Here is a 20,424-nt window from a genome sequence, read left to right as displayed (position 1 = left end):
GTTTACTTTCTTTATTTTTCCTCACCAAAAGAACTATTTCTATGAAAAAAAATGTCCCTTTTACAAATTTTGCCCTATTACTTATGTCTACTTTTATTCTTGTTCAGTGTACTTCGCCGATAAAAGAAGAGCAGGTGGATATCGCCAAAATACAAGCAGGGTTCGTTAACCCTTCGGCTGATAACACCCTTTGGTGTTATTGGTATTGGATCGGGGATGACATTTCAAAAGAAGGTATTACAAAAGACCTCGAAGCCATGAAGGAAGCAGGAATTGGGGGAGCCTTGATAGGAAACATTAACCCAGAAGAAAAAGACGGGAAAGTACCTATGTTGAGTGAAGATTGGTGGGATCATATGGTACATGCCGTTAATGAAGGTAAACGTATTGGGGTCGATATTGGCGCCTTTAATTGCCCGGGATGGAGCCAGTCTGGAGGGCCTTGGGTAAAGCCTGATATGGCTATGCGATATATGAATTATTCCGAAATAAAAGTGAAAGGAGGCGATAAATTTCATCAGACTTTGTCCAAACCAGCCAAAGAATTTCAAGATGTTTATGTGTTAGCTTTTCCTACCCCAGCATCCGAGCAAAATACAATACACCATGGAAATGCGAAAATCACTGTAACCCCAAATATAAATAATGTGCACCGGTTAATTGATGGTGACACAACAACAATTGCAACTTTTTCAAGAGGTGTAGAACAATTTCAAGTAGATTTAAAGTTGGATAAAATGTTCGCAGCTAGGAGTTTACGAATAGTTCCGTCTAAAGATGTTATACTGACTGAATGCAAAGTCTATGTTAATAAAAATAACACTTATGAATTGGTAAAATCGTTTACCATCGATCGCCGCAAACTTACGCCCAATGTAGGTCCTGATAAGTACGCACCTATTTTAATGGTCTTGCCAGAAACCCAGGCAACTGATTATCGGCTAGAGTTTAAACTTCTTGATGGCTTTTTTCAAGCCAATTTATCTCGGGGTGAAAAACATGGTACATTTGGAATATCCGAAGTAGAGTTTTCTGAAGCAGTAGGTTTGGATAACTATGCCAATAAAACCTTGGCGAAGATGCATCCTACCCCTTTTCCTGCCTGGGACAGTTATCAATGGGCCCCGCAATCAGAAATTGTAGATGATGCTTTCAAGGTAGCTTCTTCAGAGGTTTTAGATATTAGTGATAAAATGGATGCGACAGGCCTTCTTTCTTGGGATGTACCCGATGGAAACTGGACCATTCAGCGCTACGGAATGACTCCTACAGGTACTGAAAATGCCCCTTCAGCCCCTCAGGGAAAAGGATATGAAGTTGATAAGGCTAATAAACAATTAGTGCAATTTCACTATGAACAATATATTGGAGAATTGCTAAAACGCATCCCTGAAGAAAGTAAGAGTGCCTTTAAATATGTTATCGCCGATAGTTATGAAATGGGTTCACAAAATTGGACTGATGGTTATGAAGAAAAATTTGAAGCTCAATTCGGTTACAATCCAAAAAAATACTTACCTGTTTTCTCGGGAAGGGTAGTAGGAAGTGTAGAAGAATCGGAACGTTTTCTTTGGGACTTGCGCCGTTCTGTCGCCGATGCCGTTGCTTATGAATATACCGGAGGACTTCGTGAATCTAGTAATGAAGATAATTTACAACTATGGTTAGAGAACTACGGCCATTGGGGTTTTCCATCTGAATTCTTAATGTATGGAGGGCAATCAGATCTTGTGAGTGGAGAGTTTTGGAACGAAGGAACATTAGGAGATATTGAATGTAAGTCTGCTTCCTCTGCAGCACATATTTATGGTAAACCTATTGTTTCAGCCGAGGCTTTTACCGCTGCGAACAGAAGTTTTGTCCGACACCCTGCAATGTTGAAAAAACGAGGCGATTGGTCCTTTACTGAGGGTATTAATCATTTTGTACTTCATCTATATATTCATCAACCGGATGATACTAGGGTTCCAGGAGTTAATGCATGGTTCAGTACTGAATTCAATAGGCATAATACCTGGTTCAAAAAATCAAAAGCATACTTCGACTATCTAAGAAGGTGCCAGCATATGCTGCAACAGGGTAAGTATGCCGCCGATGTCTGTTATTTTATAGGTGAGGATACTCCTATTATGACTGGGGTTCGCAATCCTGAATTGCCTGATGGTTACTCTTACGACTATATAAACGCGGAGGTGATACTGGATAGATTATCTGTAGAAGACGGAAAATTTGTCTTGCCAGATGGGATGACTTATAGTTTGATGGTGCTACCTCCATTTGAAACAATGCGTCCTGAACTTTTAGAAAAAATAGAAACTTTGGTGAGTCAAGGCGGAAAAATTTATGGTCAAGCACCTGAAAAATCACCAAGTCTTAAAAACTATCCAAACAGTGATTCGCAAGTAAAAGATTTGGCCGAAAAAATGTGGGGCAGCACAAACGAAAAAGTAAAGAAATACGGTCAGGGTTACATTGTAGAAGGTCTAGAATTAAAGGAAGCATTGGATGAGTTGAACATCATTGAAGATGTAAAACTGAATAGTGATGTTCCGGTGTTATGGACACATAGAACGATGCCGGGAATGGAAATTTATTTCTTAACCAATCAAAGTGATGAAGAAATCAATTTCTCCCCTTCTTTCAGGGTGAGTGATATGAAACCACAGTTATGGGATGCTATTACAGGTGAAGTAAGACCGTTAAATGATTATAAAGATGTAGAAGGGCGTACTACAGTTCCTATCAAAATGAAGGCGAATCAAAGTTGGTTCGTTGTTTTTTCAAATGGAGATAAAGAAGGTTTAAACGAAGGGTATACCGCAAATTTTCCAGAATTAAAAATGGTGCAGACACTCAATAATCCGTGGAAAGTAGATTTCAAGAACAAATCTATAGGTCCTAAGGAAACGGTCGATTTTAAAACGTTAACGAATTGGGTTGAGCATGATGATGACAAAATAAAATACTATTCTGGAACCGCAGTTTATACCTCAACTTTTGCATATTCAAAAAAGCAACAGCCTAAAGAGGTCTTTATAGATCTTGGTAAAGTTGGCGTAATGGCTTCGGTAAAAATAAATGGAAAGGAAATAGGAACAACATGGATTGCACCTTTCAAGCTTTCTACAAAAGATATTCTAGAAGAAGGAGAAAACACTATAGAAGTGGAGGTGGTAAATGTTTGGCGAAACCGGATTACCGGTGATAAAACCATACCTGAAACGGAAAGAACGACATGGTTACTTATTGATAATGTTACACCCGAGGAAGAACTAATACCTTCTGGATTATTGGGGCCAGTAACTATTCAAACAATTCATTAATAAAAGAACACTAACAATGATTAAAAATACTTTTATAGCTTTATTTTTTGTATTCTTTCTAGGATGTAAACAGAATAATCCACAAAACAAAGAAACGGAAACCATAGCAACTTGCATTTCGGATAAAGAGCAAATGGAAGCGGATAACGGAATCCTAAAGGTGAAATTAGATTTGACAAGAGGAGGTGCCATAAACTACATATCTAAATCAGGAACTACAAGGAATATTGTTAATATTCATGATGAAGGTCGCTATATACAACAATCGTATTATGCGGGTAAAACAGTTGATAGAGTCAAGGATGGACAAAATCCGAACTGGTCCCCTTGGGCATGGAATCCTATTCAGGTTGGTGATTCATATGAAAATAGAGCAGAGATTCTAGAATGTAGCAAAAATGAGAATACCCTTTATGTAAAATGCATACCCATGCTATGGGATATGAACAACAGCCCAGCTGAGGCTATTATGGAGCAATGGACCACTGTAACGTGTAATGTTATTAAAGTGAGAAACAAATTGACCTGTAACCGTACGGACAATATTTACGGCGAAAATGTTCCGTCGGATCAAGAACTTCCGGCAGTTTATCCTATATCAGCACTTAAAAATTTATACGCTTATTTTGGCGATGAACCATTCACCAATGCACCAATGTCAAACCCAGAAGTAGAACATTTAGAAGATGGTTTTTGGGGTAGGTACGATAAAGATAAGGTCACAGAACATTGGATGGCTTTCGTTGATGATGCCAAGTGGGGTATGGGGGTATATACACCTATTGCATCAAATTTTCTTGCGGGAATGGCGGGGGATCCAGGTTATGAAAGTATGGATAGTCATACGTCTTACATTGCACCTATAAAAACGGCGGCCTTAAGTAAAACAGCTGTTTACGAATATGACTATTATTTGGTTGTTGGAGACCTAGATGAAATACGTTCAGAAATTTACAAGCTTAATGAATAGCTTTTTGAACTATTTATTAGATAGCAGTATTGTACAGGATAGATAAACTTATTTCAAATCTTATTTTTATTAGTCAATGTTATTTATGGGCAATTATCTCTAGTTTAGGTGACTAAAATAACGGTATGATAAGTTCTTCTTATGGTGTTAAGACTTAGCTAACACCGCAAGTAATTGTTTAATAGCATCTGAATTTGAAACGTGCATATAAAATATAAAAACACTCCAAAAAAAAGGAAACGGTGAAGCTGGAGTAAACGGAGAGAACCTTTTCCTTTTTATCAGCAAACCAGATAAAGAACGGTGTCTTTTATTAGCTAGGCGAAATGAAATTCATGGTATTGTATGGTTGGGCCCGTATCGCATAGAAATAAAACGAGGTGAAAACCATCTATATTAAAGTAGAGAATCTAGATAAGCCGATTAATTGGCGACAAAAAGCTTCCGAAAGAAGGTTGATGCTGGTAAGGTATAAATGCCCAATTTCTTTCAAAAGGGGGTAAGTACTCTAGAAGTTAAAGGATTGCTTTGGATAGTAGAATAATTAAAAAACAGTTAATTTTTAAATTCGTATAATAATGAAAATGAAAAGTTTAATTTTTATAATTTCTCTTATACTTGGTAGTGTCTCATCAGTATTTGCACAGGTAGTGTTACCAACATTTATATCTGATAATATGGTCTTGCAGCAGCAAACAGTCGCTCCTTTGTGGGGCAAGGCTAAACCAGGGGCAATTGTTACGCTTTCATGTAGTTGGGACAATAATAAATACGAAACTAAAGCAAGTGCCGAAGGTAGATGGAAACAGAGCGTGAAAACACCAAAAGCCGGCGGTCCTTACACCATAACCATAAATGAGCAAAAAATTGAAAATGTATTGATTGGGGAGGTCTGGCTTTGTTCAGGCCAATCAAATATGCAGTGGGCAATGCGTAATACCGATAATGGTTTTCGCGAGGCCGCTTCTGCTAATAATCCAAACATTCGTCTCTTCTATGCTGCAAGGCAATTGGGTGATGCTCCTCAGTTGGATTCTTATGGCAAATGGGAAGAAAGTAGTCCGCAGTCAGTAATAGATTTTAGTGCTGTTGCCTATTTTTTTGGGAAAGAATTAAATAAAGAACTTGGGGATACGCCTATCGGTTTAATACATACTAGCTGGGGAGGGTCGAGTGCCCAAGCTTGGGTAAAGGATGAAATATTGCGAGATGACCCACTTTATGATTGTTATTATGAACGTGAAAAGAAAAATGAAGCCAATGCAGCTCAAGGAGTCTTGAGTATAAACCAAATAAGCCCCTCTCGTTTATACAATGCTATGATTCATCCCTTTATTCCTTATGCTATTCAAGGTGTGATATGGTATCAGGGAGAATCTAATGCAAGTGTATGTCCGGGTGACCCCGAACGTTATGAAAAACTATTTCCAACCTTAATAAAAAGCTGGCGTGAGGAGTGGAATCAGGGAGATTTCCCTTTTTATTACGTGCAAATAGCACCTTTTCAATGGGGAGTCAGTAGAGTAGGAGCGATGGTTCGTGATGCGCAAAGAAAATCATTGTATGTGAAAAATACCGGAATGGCAGTAACAATGGACATTGGCAATCCGTATGATATCCACCCAAGAAATAAAAAAGATGTAGGGAAACGCTTGGCTCTGTGGGCTTTGGCTAAAGACTACGGTAAGAAAGATATAACATATTCTGGTCCTTTATTCAAATCGATAGAATTGAAAGGTAAAAGAGCTATAATCTCCTTTTCCCATACAGGTAGTGGATTAATGTCAAAAGGTGGCGAACTTACACATTTTGAAATGGCTGGTGAAGACAAGGTTTTCTACAAAGCCAATGCTGTTATTCAAGGTGAAACAGTGTCAGTTACTTCTGATAAAGTAAAGAAACCGGCAGCCGTGAGGTATGCTTTTTACAATACCGATGAGCCTAATTTATTCAATATCGAGGGTTTGCCTGCTTCATCATTTAGAACAGATAACTGGCCTATAGAAACAGAGTCAATAAAACCTACTTTTTGATAATTTTTATCCTGTAAAATAAGGGAAATGATTAAGTCTCATAGAATGAGATTAAGAAAAAACGGTACTATCGTATCATACGAACATATGTATTCATTATCCTAGAGAATTATAGTGATTCCCAGCTGGTGGCCAGTATCTTTATATGCGATTAGTTAAAGGAGCTGAGGTTTCTTGATAAATAGGTGTCTAATGCATTGAAAAAAACACAATTTTCCATTTTCAAGAATGAGTTGAGAAGCTTTAAATCTGCTTGTTTTAATAAGCTTACTTGAATAAAAAGGTATGACATACTTTTTGTTAAAGAAATTTTAATCTGTCTAAAACATCAGATTTATTACTTTCATTTTTCTGTGATAATGAAATCAGGTACCAATAGACCAATGATCGGTTTGAGATTAAGCTAAAAGATGTTTCTTTTTCGTATAAACAAGTTATATAACGCTATCCTTGCGAGTTCTGTAAAAATATAGAGTTAGTGTGATATTTTTACTTCTTTAAGGTTACACCTAAAAAATTAGGAATCGATAAATTGCTGCGTAAATTGTGTGTTGTAGGTGCCAATATATTGGTGAATTGTGGACTGTTAGCACATAAACATCCTACTTTATGAAGAAATCGTGAATTGGACATTCTACTTCGAAAAAATATTATAAATCACATTTCATTTATTTAACCATTTGGTTTTAAGTATGGTGTTGAATTCGCCAATTCTATCTGAGTTTATTTTTGGTTGAGATATGAATAAACGATTTCAAAAAAGCAGATGTTAGATGTATTTGAAGGAGGTAATAGTTATTATTCAAACAAAAGCATTGTCTTGACAATTTTAGCACATATGAATAATGAACTTTCTTGTTCGTTATCATTTGTAAGTGGTGATAATATTTCGTCAGATTAAGAACTGTCTGAGTGTTTCTCATATCAATAATTTAGAATTTATACATTTTTTGGCGAAGTACTATTCGCCAACCCCGACCCCATTAATAAGTCCAGAAGTAAAGCTTTTAGAAGGTGGTTTTTGGTGTGGTTATAATTAAAGGTTGACGAACATTAGATTGCTTTAGTTAATGATGCCGCTTTGGGCATTCGGGTTTTTATACCTATTGGATTAAACTTTCTTGCGAGAATAGTTGGGGGTCCAGGTTAGGTAAGTATGGATAGTCAACGTCATATATAGCACCAATTATAACGGAGGCTTTGATTAAAACAGCTATTTTTAAATACGGTTTTAGGAGATCAAACTCTTCTATGCTTTCCTTATATTTTACATATAATTCAAAGCCCTACATAAATTAATTCAATTATACATAAATAGTATTTCCCCTTAAATTTATATTTACCAGTATAGTACAGGATGGATTTACATAACTCATATTCTATTTTTATCGAAATACCCCAATAAGGAGTAAACCTAATTACTTTAATCATGAAAAAAGTTATTCCTATTGTACTATTATTTATTGTCCAATCTATATATGGCCAGTTACCGCCTGTATTTGGTGAAGCATATATGGGTAAAGTGCAGCATTCTGATATGGTGAAAACCTATTTGACCCCCCAAAGGATAGTTTGGCAATCCGATGATTCCGGGGAATCCATACAAAATATCGAAGCCTTATTGAAAAAGGGAAATGGTCAAGTAGCGGTAAATGATAAAAACCTTTTCCGTTTTAAAAGCACAGCAGATATAAAACCTAGCATCTTATTAGACTATGGTAAAGAGATACATGGTGGCGTTAAAATTTCAATGGGCATTCGCGAAAGCAAAACTCCATTAAAATTAAGGCTGCGTTTTGGAGAATCGGTCGGCGAGGCAATGTCTGATATTGGGGGTACGCAAAACGCGACCAATGAACATTCCTTGCGTGATTTTATTATTGAAGTGCCCTGGTTAGGTAGTATTGAAGTTGGTGAGACAGGTTTTCGTTTTCTACGTATCGATGTGGTTGAGGCAGACGAAGATGCTCCCATAAAATCGATTGATGCCGCTTTTATCTATCGCGATATTCCTTATCTGGGTTCATTTGAAAGTAATGACAAGCGTTTAAATGAGATTTGGGCTGTTGGGGCTTACACGGTACATCTGAACATGCAAAATTTTCTTTGGGATGGTATAAAACGTGATCGTTTAGTATGGGTGGGTGATATGCACCCCGAAGTAATGACAATTAATACTGTATTTGGTAATCATGATATCGTTCGTAAAAGTTTGGATTTGGCTCGTGATCAGCACCCTTTGCCGGAATGGATGAACGGAATCAGCTCGTATTCTATGTGGTGGTTGCTCATACATAAGAATATATATGATTACCATGGAGATCTAACCTATTTAAAAGAACAAGAAATTTATATGATTAATCTTCTGGATCAGCTAAGCACCTTTATTGATAAAGATAATAAAGAGGTATTGGATGGGACAAGGTTTTTGGACTGGCCGACCAGTGAAAAACCTAATGCGGTCCATTCTGGTCTTCAAGCTATGATGATTATGAGTTTTGAAGCAGGTGCAGATATGATGAAAACAATGAAGCGAAATGACCTTAGTGCCAAATATACCAGCGTAGCTCAGCGACTTAAAAAGCATCAACCTAAAGGAAATACTACAAAACAAGCGGCAGCATTAATGGTGTTAGCCAACCTGCTAGACGCCGAAAAAACCAATAAAGAGGTTTTGACTAAGGATGGTGTTGAGCGCATGTCAACTTTTTATGGTTACTACATTTTAGAGGCAATGGCTAAAGCAAAAGACTATGATGGCGCATTAAGAGTGATTCGTGATTATTGGGGCGGCATGTTAGATTTAGGTGCTACCACTTTTTGGGAAGATTTTGATGTGCTCGATGTGGCCAATAGTGGTCGCATAGACGAATTGATACCAACTACCAATTTTGATATTCATGGTGACTTTGGGGAATACTGCTATGTCGGTTATCGTCATAGTCTGTGTCATGGTTGGGCCAGTGGACCTACTTCTTGGTTAAGTCAGCATGTGTTGGGTATTCATATAATGGATGCAGGAAACGCGGTAAAAATTGCACCAAATCTAGGTGACCTCGAATGGGCAAGAGGAAGTTTTCCTACCAAATACGGAGTATTACGTGTGAGTCATACCAAGAATGAGGATGGCACCATAAATACAGAGTTTGATTCACCTGAGGGATTAATTATAATCAAGTAAAAAATGAAATCATTACTAAAAAAAAGCATATTTGTTTTCGTTGTTTCAGGACTTTTTCTAATTCAATCTTGTAAGGAAAAGGTGACGGTAACAGAATTTAAAAAGCCCAATATCATTTTCTTCATGGTTGATGATATGGGTTGGGTAGATTCTGAGATTTACGGTAGTACGTATTATGAAACCCCAAACATTAATAGGTTGGCAAAAATGGGAAAACGGTTCACACGTGCCTATGCCGCAAATGCCCTATGCTCTCCTACTCGTGCGAGTATACTTTCTGGGAAACATCCAGGTCGATTTTCGTTGACTACCCCTGCGGGGCATTTACCTCCTAATCCAAATGTTTCGTTGGCAGCTAAAAAAGGAGCGCCATGGATGAAAATGGCCTGTCCTGGTTCGCGGACATTTATGCCTCTTGAAGAATTTACTATTGCAGAAGCCCTAAAAACAAATGGATACACTACGACGCACATCGGCAAGTGGCATTTAGGCCACGAGGAGTATTGGCCTGAAAAACAAGGATTTGATATCAATATAGGTGGTGGGCATCATCCTGGGCCACCGAATTTCTTTTCGCCGTACGATATCAGTACCCTTCCCGATAAAAAAGATAAGGAATACATAACTGACCGAATTACTGATGAAGCCTTAGCGTTTTTAGAGAACCATCAAAATGAGTCTTTCTTTTTGAATTTTTGGCAATTTGCAGTTCATGCGCCTTATCAGGCCCCATTAGATTTGATTGCTAAATATGAAGCAAAGTCAGACCCTAGAGGTAAACAAGATAATGCAATCATGGGTGGAATGATTGAAAGCATGGATCAAAGCTTGGGTAGAATGCTTGATAAATTGGAAGAACTTAAACTTATGGAAAATACCATCATTGTTTTTTTCTCAGATAATGGAGGAAATATGTACGATGTGGTCAATGGTGAATTTCCGACCAATAATTACCCTTTGAGTTATGGAAAAGGAAACATTCATGAAGGGGGAATTCGAGTGCCTTGTATCGTAGTTTGGAATGACGAAATCGAAGCCAATAGCGTTTCTGATGAAATGATTCAAAGTATTGACTTTTATCCAACATTTTTAGAAGTTACTCAAACTGAGGCAAACCCTAATCAATTGTTAGATGGTGTTAGTCTCGTGGAAACACTTAAAAATAACAAACCGTTAGAGCGCGAAGCGATATTTAGCCATTTCCCCCATTATATGCCAGTGACCCATAACGTGCCGTCAACTGCTGTTTGGTATAATGATTACAAATTGATAAAAGAGTACGGCGAAGGTGAAAATCGCTCGGATGCCTTGAAATTATTTGATTTGAAGAACGATATTGGGGAGACTACTGATATCAGTTCAGAACATTCTGAATTGGTTGCGAAACTCTCCAAAATGTTGGAAGACCATGTTTCCGAAATTGGAGGTCTTTTACCTATAAAGAATCCTGTTTATGATCCCAAAGTTCCTTCTAAATTGGGCAAGACGCACGAATTTCCTATTGATAAATATCCAAGTTATTAAGTATATAAAACCATCTAAATAAATAAAATCATCCAAATGAAAAAAACAAAAAACAATTTAAAAATAATACTCTTACTACTCATTGCTTTTATACTGGGCAATGATAATATGCTTGCCAAAACTATTATTTTGACCAGCGACCAACAATTGACCGACCTTACAGATCCAGACAAAAAAATAGATATATCTACTGGTTTTACCAAGCGGTTTGCTAGTTTACGAGATATTTGCGAAGAAGCAAAAAAGAATGGAAGCCATACTTTGACCATTGCTTTTGATGAATTTTTCAGACAATACCGAAATCAGGAAGCTACAGAGCGTAAACTTACTCCTGATATGGATGAATATATAGACAAAATCAAGATAATCTCCGATTTTGCAGCAAAATACGGTCTAGGTATGGGACTAAGTCTATTGAGTCCATTAGAACTCGGACCTGCATTTAAAAATAAGACAGGCGATACGGGTACATGGCTACACTATAAAGTGGGTTTACGAGATCCTCAATCTGGTAAATTCAATGTGTCGTTATGGCAACAAACGATTTGGTCTAACAATAAGGGTAATTTCGCTATTAAGTTAAAAGCGCATAAGGCCTATGCTTTTAAGGAAAAGCAGTTGTCTGATAGCCCATACAAAATGGTTAATCGGGATGATATACTACCTCTAAAAAACACAAAATTAGATGTTTGGGAGCGCCAAGATTTAGATGACGATAATGATAGAGATATGGATACGGATCTTTGGAGTAACTCGTCTACCCCTGATCCCGACCGTGCCAGAAGAGTAAGTGTGTATTCTGATGAAACTGATGAACTTAAGGGATATGACCGAGTTTTAGTGTTGTTGGAATACGAAGTTCCTGAAATGGAATATTTTAGCCCAGAAGCATTGCCTTTTTTAAAGGAATTGCTCAAGAAATATGACGACAAAGGTATCCATATTCAACACTTCTATTCTGATGAGATGCACATTCAAGGAGACTGGAAGTACTTTTCTCATCATGATAACGGACAATTAGCGGTACGTTATTACGCCCCTACTATGGGCGATTTATATGAGAAAAAGCATGGTGTTCCCTTTGAAGAAAAGGATATACTCTTCTTTGCATATGGCCCCGATATTGAGAGTAATAACGCAACAGCATCACAAAATGTACAGTACGTATTTGGTGAATCAGATGAAGATATTCAACGCACTTTATTGTTCAGAGACAGATATTATAAATTACTCAATACCCACGTAGTAGATTTATTCAAAGACGCTAAAAATTATGCAAGCAGTTTGTTTGGCGTAGAAGATTTTGGCACCAGTGGTCATTCTTCTTGGGCTGAAAGCCCTACTGTTGATCTCTGGAATACAGAAGACTTAGAGCGCCACGCCTACAAATATGAATACACCTCTAACTTTATCTGGGGTAATACGGTACAGCAAGCGGCGGCAGCCTGCTATGATTATTTTAAATGGGGCGAATATTTAGAACCTACACGCAATGACTTTGCCGAATTGGGGTGGAACGACCGAAATTATTATGGAGCCGCTATGTCAACTTCTTTAGGGGTTTTAAATCGAATTCCAGCTGCTTATCCTGCATTTTGGGGCATGCCAGATAAGGTCAAAGAACGTAAAGGTGCTATTAACGATGCCTTTGGAGGAATGACCAGGTCGAAGGCAATGGATTTAATAACTGAAAAAGTACACCGCGATGTAGATGTCTTGATTTTGTATCCTATGAACCTTGTCGCAGCAGAAGAGCGTTTTGGAAGCTGGATGACGCAGTACGGTTATGCCAATTTCATTACTTCTGAAAAACTGTTGGAACTCGGTAAGATTAATGCCAATGGTAAATTGCAAATTAAAAACAAGGAATACACCACATTAGTTACTTTGTTTGAGCCATTACCGCAGACGGGAGTTCTTGGTTTAATGAATGATCTTAAAAATAAAGGTGGAAAAGTATTCTGGTTCGGCCCACCACCAATTTTGGATGGAGATGGAAATTCTTGCTTGGAACAATGGGAGACTATTTTTGGGGTCGAATATACTTCTGAAAAGATGCAGGGACAGCTAGCAGTTGGTAAACGTATCGACTTTGCCAATCAATTAGAAAATATTAGCCCCCAATACATTTTAACCGACTTTTTGGTTGACCGTATTTATCCTGTCAAAGCTAAAGAAGGAACTTCAAAATTGGCTTATTGTGACAATACATTGTTGACTGGAACTGGAAATGACAACGCTTTTTACTTTGGTTTTCGTCCACGTGATGATCAATCGGCTAGTTTGGGTTATGAAACACGAACATTATTTGAAATCTTAGACGGGTTGGGTGCCTATGAAGCTACGGGTTCTTTTGCGAACGTAAATGACAATACAGAGCATATTTCAAGAACAACTGATTACTTGGCTACCCGATTTCCTAATGGAGCTACAGCAATTGTTCGTCATTATAAGAATCATAGAGAAACATGGGTGGGCGGATTTTCACGCAACGCTGTAGAAGATGCGAAGGCATTAGAGGCAAATCCTTTACCGACGGATGAAATTGAACTAACCGATTTTAAGGTCAATGGTCATAGTGTCAATTATAAAGGAAGATTGACAATGGCCTTCAGGCTTAATAAAGATAAAGAACTTATCGCCTTTGATGGTCAAAACTGTAAGGCCGTTACCATTGATGGAATAGAACATCGGTTTTCGGATAATTCTTTAAAAAAGATTGCTTTTGCACCGTCTTTAGATAAAAATAAACTAATGATTTTTGTTGAAGGTGATGGTAGCGTTTCAATTCCATTGAATAATTTTTCAAACACAAGTAAATTAAAACTAGAAGATGAAAATGGAAGGCGAATCAAATATAGTATTGATGCCAAACAGATTATGTTCAAATTAGATAAAAAGAGTAGTGGAAAATGGCTTTCGTTACAATAAAACCAAGCCATGCTTTGACAAGTGATATTCAATAAAAAACAATAAAATTCAGTTGTATGAAAATTAGTATTTTTAAATACATAGTAACCACATTACTTCTGTTTTTTATTGTTTCTTGCAAAGACAAGCCAAATTCACAATGGCTTGAAGATTTTAAATACCAACCAACAACAGAAAGACCAGCTCTTGAAGTAAGTTTTATTGATTCTACCCGAACGGCGTTTGAAATAATGGCTCAAGATTACAAATTGATTGGGCAGTTAGAAAAACCGCATTTGCTTAAGGATAGTAATAATCAAGATTGGTTATGGATGGAAATGGCCGATAATGATGGGAATATTTTCTCTACCCAATTTTCGGAAGAACCGTCGCGCATCAACCTATATCGAAGGGGTCCATATTTTAATGAAATTCATTGGTTCGATATTCAGCTTGTTTCAGAAGATGGTATTGTTGCACCGCTTAAAGGGGATTTGGCACTTTATTGTTATCCTGAAAAGATTCTTGCCGAAATTACGTGGCATGCCACGGATGATTTTAAAGCAAAAACTTTAAATATTAAAGGGACTTCTCCAAAAGATTTCGAACTTGCTGTCTTTGAGAAAGAATCAAAGCAGTCGTACGCTTTTCCTTTATTTGGGGAAAAGGCTTCCTTACCTGACAATGCTTTTACTTTGTTAGAAGGGAAAGTTCCCGTCCGTTACAATGCTACCAAGGGTTATTATTCTATAGGGACAGAGACCACTGATAGCTTTCAAGAGCAATTCTACGAAATTCCTAATCGATACGAAACAGCGACTTTCAGTTTTAAGAATGATTCTATCGCTAGGAAAATATATGTATGTCACGAATCTGTGGTTGGTGGTGCCATTGTTGAAGGTGGTGCACTTTTGGATAAGGATGGTCACAATATGCCCATTGTGATTCAAGTGTCTAAAAATTTTCCAGGTGAAAAAGAAGAAGAATTCTATAACCCTGAAGACACGCCATTTAGTGAAACTTTTTTTCCACTCTATTTGGAACCAGAAGAAGAAATGACCTTGACATCCTTACACTTGTACCAAAACTGGGGCAGGCATATGACCAAGCATTGGTCTTCACTAGGGGCTTGGATGGATTATTTTCATTCGTCTACAGGGGTTACTGAAACAACATGTTATGTTCCTTTTAAATACGCTGGTCTAGGTGGTGTTTCAATAGCAGATTTTCGAGCTATGAGCCAAGAGACTTTTTGGATAGGCCAACCGCAACATGATAATCTCGCTGGGCATAGTTTTCTTAGTTTTTATGATGGAGAAAAATGGCAGCATGCTAAATATGAGAGTACTGTTTATCGTAGTACCGGCCCTAATTGGTATGATGTTCAATTGAACTATATCAGTGCGGACGGTAGTATCAAAATCACGGCAGATATTTGGGAGACCCCTCAAGCTGACGAGTTACGAAGCTTCTTTAAGCTTAAATATGAAGTTTTGAAACCCTTGAATATAGCCGATGCACAGGCTAATTTTCGGCTTCTTGGTATTACTTCAGTTATTCAAGAACTTCGATTCCAGAATTTTGCAGCAAGTGGTTTGGATGCTTCCAAAATAGATTTTTCAAAATTTCCTTTTCCTATAAAGGGTCATAAAATACCTTCTAAAAATTCGTACATGGCAGAATATGGTGACTCGACTAGAAATAGAGGTTCAAATGCTGTTGTGCTACGCGAATTTAAAGGTCCCCAGAATATAGGCCCAGCAGTCACCCTTCAAATAGGTGCGTATAAAAATAGATTTAAGGGAGATAAAAATGAGGATACACGACTATTACTAGTGCCTGATGTAGACCAACTGAAGTTGAAGCCCGGAGATGTTTTTGAGATTGATGGATACTGGCTACCTTATGGTGAGCGTGACAATGCCAAAACATCGCAAAATGAAACCCTATTTTATGGAGTCAATGGGCCCAAAGTAGTATCATGTAAAACAGGTATTGTAGAATCAGATTTACCTGTAAAAATAAAAGCAATAGACAACAAGGCTGAGTTTACCATAAAAGGCGGGAAAGACCTGCTCCCAGTTATTATCACCGGTCTTACAGATTGGAAATACCCAAGAATCTGGAAAAAAGAAAAAGATAAATGGCATTTACTATCACATTCAAGAAACACAGCACATGATGGGTATCAAGTTTTTAGCGAAGCACAAGGTACTTTTGGCGCGGTTTTCTTAATTGCATCAGATGAAAATGATCAAATTTTGAAGGTGACTGTGGGGGAACCCGTTTTAGAAGCGGACAAAATTGTGTTGAATGTTGATGATTTGAAGCCAGGAATTGATAAATCACTTGCTCCTATAACTTTTGGAAATTCTCGTGAAAATAAGGGTGTTCTATCCCTTAACTTTCCAAAAGCAGATACCCTTAAATCTGAATTGGTAGAGAAAGTAGATTGGAAATCTAGTGAAGGAAATTCTTTATGGTTTGAGTCAGAAGAAAACGGCTGGACCCGTGGTGGTCGTATAAGTCCTAATCAGGAAGATTTAGATTTGGAATATTGGTGGCAAAATAATGAAAAGAAATTACAACATCGTTCCCCAACATTTTTCATTGACTTAAGTGGTACTACATTTGAAGATTTAAGTAAAGAACGAACTTGGGTCTTAACTTCTAAAGGTTGGCAGAGACTTAATGCTTCAAAACTAATCGACAAGGATAGTTTGGGTGTAATTGCAGTAGAATCTGATGATGGCGGTAAATTTCTTTGCATGGTCTGGAATAATTCAAATGGTGTTTCGGGTGACGGAAAAGAAATTGGTGTATCGCTAACTCCAGTCAATTTTGAATTGCACAAAAGATATCACGTGAGGGGCAAAGTATATCTTATGGAAGGAGATTTGGAGGTTTTAAGAGATAGAATTAGTAAGGAAACAGGAATTATCAAATGAAAATTTTTCTAGTATCTAATTGCTATCAACTTATTTCATGAAAAATGTATGGTTGCCATATAGTATAATTAAGAACAAGTAGGCCATCAAGGTCTTAATTAGAAAAGAACTGAATTTAAATGAAGATAACGAATCTAAAAACTTTTATATTATTTGGTTTAATCCATTGTTTTGCCAGTTGTATATATGCTACCTCAATACCTGACAAAGAATATAAGATTTATCAATTCCCGAAAGACCAAATTCCCCGCATTGATGGTGCATTTGATGATTGGAATATGGTCTCTGAAACGTACTCCATAGGTCTTGACCAATTAATGGACACGGAGCGTGGTTTAGGCACAAATTTAGACCCCAAGGACTATAACATTGAGGTGAAGGTCGGCTGGGTAAAAGATTTAAATCGACTGTATTTTTACCTAGAGGCTGATGATGATTATTGGAGTTTTAATGATAAAGCATTAAGCCAAGATATATTTGAATTGGTAGTGGATGGTGATTTATCAGGTGGTCCATTCATTAAAAAACACAACGGGAATGTTAAACGATTTCCGTATGAGAAGCTTCATTTTAAAGGTCATGGCGCGCATGCGCAGAACTATCATATTTTCACCCCTGTTCAAAATAAAGATGAAGTAATGGTTTGGGGAAACACTCCTTGGATTAAAGAATTTCCGTATTACAACGCCGCTTACGATTTTGATTTTGAACATGGCGAAGCAGGTAAGTTAATAATGGAATTTTGGATTACTCCATTTGACCATGCTGCTGTAGAAGGAATTGATAGGTCAACAGTAACTCAATTAAAGGAAAATAATGTTATAGGCTTATCATGGTGTATTATTGATTACGATAAGAGTCCAAAATTTGAAGGTTTCATGAACTTAGCACATGATACTAAAATGATTTATGATGCTTCTTATTTAAACACTTTTCGATTAATGCCATTAGAAAAAGAACATACAAAACCGATTGACGCCAATTGGTCTTTTGTAGAAATGGATAGGGCAACGAGATGGATACAGTTTAAAGATGAGTCCACAGGAACGGTAAAAAGCTGGCATTGGGATTTTGGAGATGGGAATACCTCTAAAGAAAGAAATCCTTCGCATAATTATCAAAAAGCTGGAGAATGGACAGTGGTTTTAACCATAGAAGGCTCGGAAGGGAAATCCATTAGGTCTAAGGTTTGGGATGTTGTTACAGAATAGAAAATGAATACTATGATTAGAAAAGCATTTAAAATGAAGGTATATCACCAGAAAATTGATGAATATACCCAGAAACATAATGCCATTTGGCCAGAACTTGAAGAAGTGTTAAAAGGTCATGGGGTTCACAATTACAGCATTTTTTTAGATAGCGAAACTCATTCTTTATTCGGCTATGTAGAAATAGAATCCGAAGAAAAATGGAATGCTATTTCTGAAACGAAAATTTGTAAAAAGTGGTGGGCACATATGGCTCCCTTAATGGAAACAAATGCAGATGAAAGCCCAGTTTCGGTAGACTTAATAAATGTTTTTTACTTGCCTTGAAAAATGATACATAGATTTTTAAAAATGCTCATGATACTTTTTGTTTTTGTTTCCTTTTCATGTAAAGAAAAGGTAGTTAAAAACACAGATGTCAAGAAACCGCTAAATGTAGTGCTTGTTTTGACTGACGACCAAGGTGGTCATCTATCAGCTTTGGGCACCAAGGGAATTAACACACCAAATGCCGACTCATTAGCTAAAAACGGTGTAATGTTCACCAATGCATTTGCGGTAGTGCCATCCTGCTCTCCAAGTAGAGGGTCCATAATGACCGGTATGTACCCTCATGCCAACGGCCATTGGCGGAATACTTTTACACCGAAGCTTTCGGAAGGGGACAAAGAATTTACACGTGAATCTTCAACTATCGATAAGGTTGGTGTACATGAATACATTCAAACACTACCCGAATTGCTCCATGAAAATGGTTATTTCACCGCAATTACTCAAAAGTTTCATATGAGTCCGCCATGGAAGTTTCCGTATAGCTCTCGAAATGCAATCCAAAATAATCCAAAAGAATTTAAAAATGTAATTTCTAGCTTTATTGATGAAGCAGGTGACCAACCTTTCTTTTTCCAGGCCAATATTGCTCCACCGCATCGTAACTTAGATACGCATATGGAAGAGTTTCCTGAATTCCTTCCAAATAAAGATAGTATTGTAGTTCCCGAATATTTACCAGACACAGCCGCTATGCGTGAAGATCTGGCAAAATACTATGGATCCGTACAATTGGCGGATGCCTGTACTGGAAGTATCATTGAAATTCTAAGAGAAAAAGGATTATTGGAAAATACCTTGATTATATTCACCAGTGATCAGGGAGAACCTTATCAAAGAGCAAAGGCTTCACCTTATTATGCGGGTTTACATGTTCCCTATATCGCAAGTGGTCCTGGAGTTGAAAAAAACAAAGTTTCAAATGCTTTGATATCCCATATTGATATTATGCCAACCGTTTTAGATTATTTGAATATTGATATTCCTGAAACGGTACAAGGCAACTCCTTAATACCGATTTTTTCAGGGACCACTGATAAGGTTTCTAACAGGAATTATGTTTTCGGAGAACATAATTCACATGGTCCTAACCGTGCCGAGCATTACCCAAGTCGAGTAATTTTTGATGGCCGTTTTTATTACATTCAAAACTTGATGCACGATAAGACTTATGAATTACCAGCCGATTTAATGGTGGAAGATGGTTGGGGTAATGGTAGCTATCAGGCCACTTTAGACGCCAAAGAGTCACATTCTACACAATACAAACTTTTAAAACAGTTAGAATCTGGTCGGCCATTCGAAGAGCTTTATGATATCGAAAATGATCCTGGACAATTGGTCAACTTGGCTGGCAAAAAACAATACTCTGAAGTGAAGAGGAAGCTTAAAAAAGCCTTAGAAAAATGGAGAGTTGAAACTGGCGATTTGGCAGATGATCCCTTGGAGATTAAAACAAGACAAACCAAAGAATAAGATACAATGAGATATAAAAAATTGTTCGTATTAATCCAATTGTTGATACTTGCTCTAGCCTGTAATTCTAAAAAGGAAAGAGTTACGGTAGCTGTAAAAGAAGTGCCGCCCAATGTTTTGATTCTTTTAACGGACCAGTGGCGTGCCCAAGCAACTGGCTATGCTGGTAATCCCAACGTAAGCACCCCTAATTTGGATAGTTTGGCGGCAAAAAGCGTCAATTTTAAAAATGCCGTTTCCGGGATGCCCGTATGTTCTCCGTTTAGGGCATCGCTCTTGACCGGGCAACGCCCATTGACACATGGGGTCTTTATGAACGATGTACAGCTGGACACCAATGCGGTGACTATTGCCAAGGTGTTCAACAAGGAAGGATATGATACTGGCTACATAGGCAAATGGCATTTGGACGGACATGGACGGTTACAGAATGTGGCCCCTGGCCAGAGGAGACAGGGTTTCCAATTCTGGAAAGGCAACGAATGTACCCACAATTACAATGAATCGGTGTACTATGA

Annotated in this window: 11 protein-coding genes; all 11 read left to right on the top strand. The window is 37.6% G+C overall.

Features of this window, described 5'->3' with window-relative positions:
* Positions 1–41 precede the first annotated feature (41 nt).
* Positions 42–3,323 carry a glycosyl hydrolase gene (locus tag MWU78_RS20770; RefSeq protein ID WP_247001439.1) on the top strand — a complete coding sequence of 1,094 codons (3,282 nt, stop codon included), beginning with the start codon at positions 42–44 and terminating at the stop codon, positions 3,321–3,323.
* A 16-nt stretch (positions 3,324–3,339) separates the two neighbouring features.
* Positions 3,340–4,293: a hypothetical protein gene (locus tag MWU78_RS20765; RefSeq protein WP_247001437.1), complete on the top strand. Its 954-nt coding sequence runs from the start codon at positions 3,340–3,342 to the stop codon at positions 4,291–4,293.
* A 578-nt stretch (positions 4,294–4,871) separates the two neighbouring features.
* Positions 4,872–6,326 carry a sialate O-acetylesterase gene (locus tag MWU78_RS20760; RefSeq protein WP_247001435.1) on the top strand — a complete coding sequence of 485 codons (1,455 nt, stop codon included), beginning with the start codon at positions 4,872–4,874 and terminating at the stop codon, positions 6,324–6,326.
* Between the two features lie 1,429 nt (positions 6,327–7,755).
* Positions 7,756–9,507 carry a hypothetical protein gene (locus tag MWU78_RS20755; RefSeq protein WP_247001433.1) on the top strand — a complete coding sequence of 584 codons (1,752 nt, stop codon included), beginning with the start codon at positions 7,756–7,758 and terminating at the stop codon, positions 9,505–9,507.
* Positions 9,508–9,510: 3 nt separating this feature from the next.
* Positions 9,511–11,031: a sulfatase gene (locus MWU78_RS20750; protein ID WP_247001431.1), complete on the top strand. Its 1,521-nt coding sequence runs from the start codon at positions 9,511–9,513 to the stop codon at positions 11,029–11,031.
* A 36-nt stretch (positions 11,032–11,067) separates the two neighbouring features.
* Entirely contained in the window at positions 11,068–13,962 is a 2,895-nt protein-coding gene (locus MWU78_RS20745) for a hypothetical protein (protein ID WP_247001429.1), read from the top strand.
* A gap of 56 nt (positions 13,963–14,018) precedes the next feature.
* Entirely contained in the window at positions 14,019–16,889 is a 2,871-nt protein-coding gene (locus MWU78_RS20740) for a hypothetical protein (protein WP_247001427.1), read from the top strand.
* A gap of 119 nt (positions 16,890–17,008) precedes the next feature.
* Positions 17,009–18,100 (top strand): PKD domain-containing protein, encoded by a 1,092-nt coding sequence (locus MWU78_RS20735; RefSeq protein ID WP_247001425.1) that lies wholly within the window; start codon positions 17,009–17,011, stop codon positions 18,098–18,100.
* 12 nt (positions 18,101–18,112) lie between these two features.
* Positions 18,113–18,427, top strand: a complete 315-nt coding sequence (rhaM, locus tag MWU78_RS20730; RefSeq protein ID WP_247001423.1) for an L-rhamnose mutarotase — start codon at positions 18,113–18,115, stop codon at positions 18,425–18,427.
* 3 nt (positions 18,428–18,430) lie between these two features.
* The gene (locus MWU78_RS20725; RefSeq protein WP_247001421.1) at positions 18,431–19,906 is read left to right on the top strand and encodes a sulfatase; all 1,476 of its coding nucleotides are present in this window, start codon (positions 18,431–18,433) and stop codon (positions 19,904–19,906) included.
* A gap of 6 nt (positions 19,907–19,912) precedes the next feature.
* On the top strand, positions 19,913–20,424 hold a 512-nt coding region (locus MWU78_RS20720), incomplete at its 3' end, for a sulfatase-like hydrolase/transferase (RefSeq protein WP_247001419.1).

Origin of the sequence: Arenibacter sp. F26102 (assembly GCF_023015865.1) — a bacterium.
Lineage (GTDB): Bacteria > Bacteroidota > Bacteroidia > Flavobacteriales > Flavobacteriaceae > Arenibacter.
Note: the sequence above shows the minus strand (reverse complement) of the source record. Positions and strands in the feature narration are given on the sequence as shown.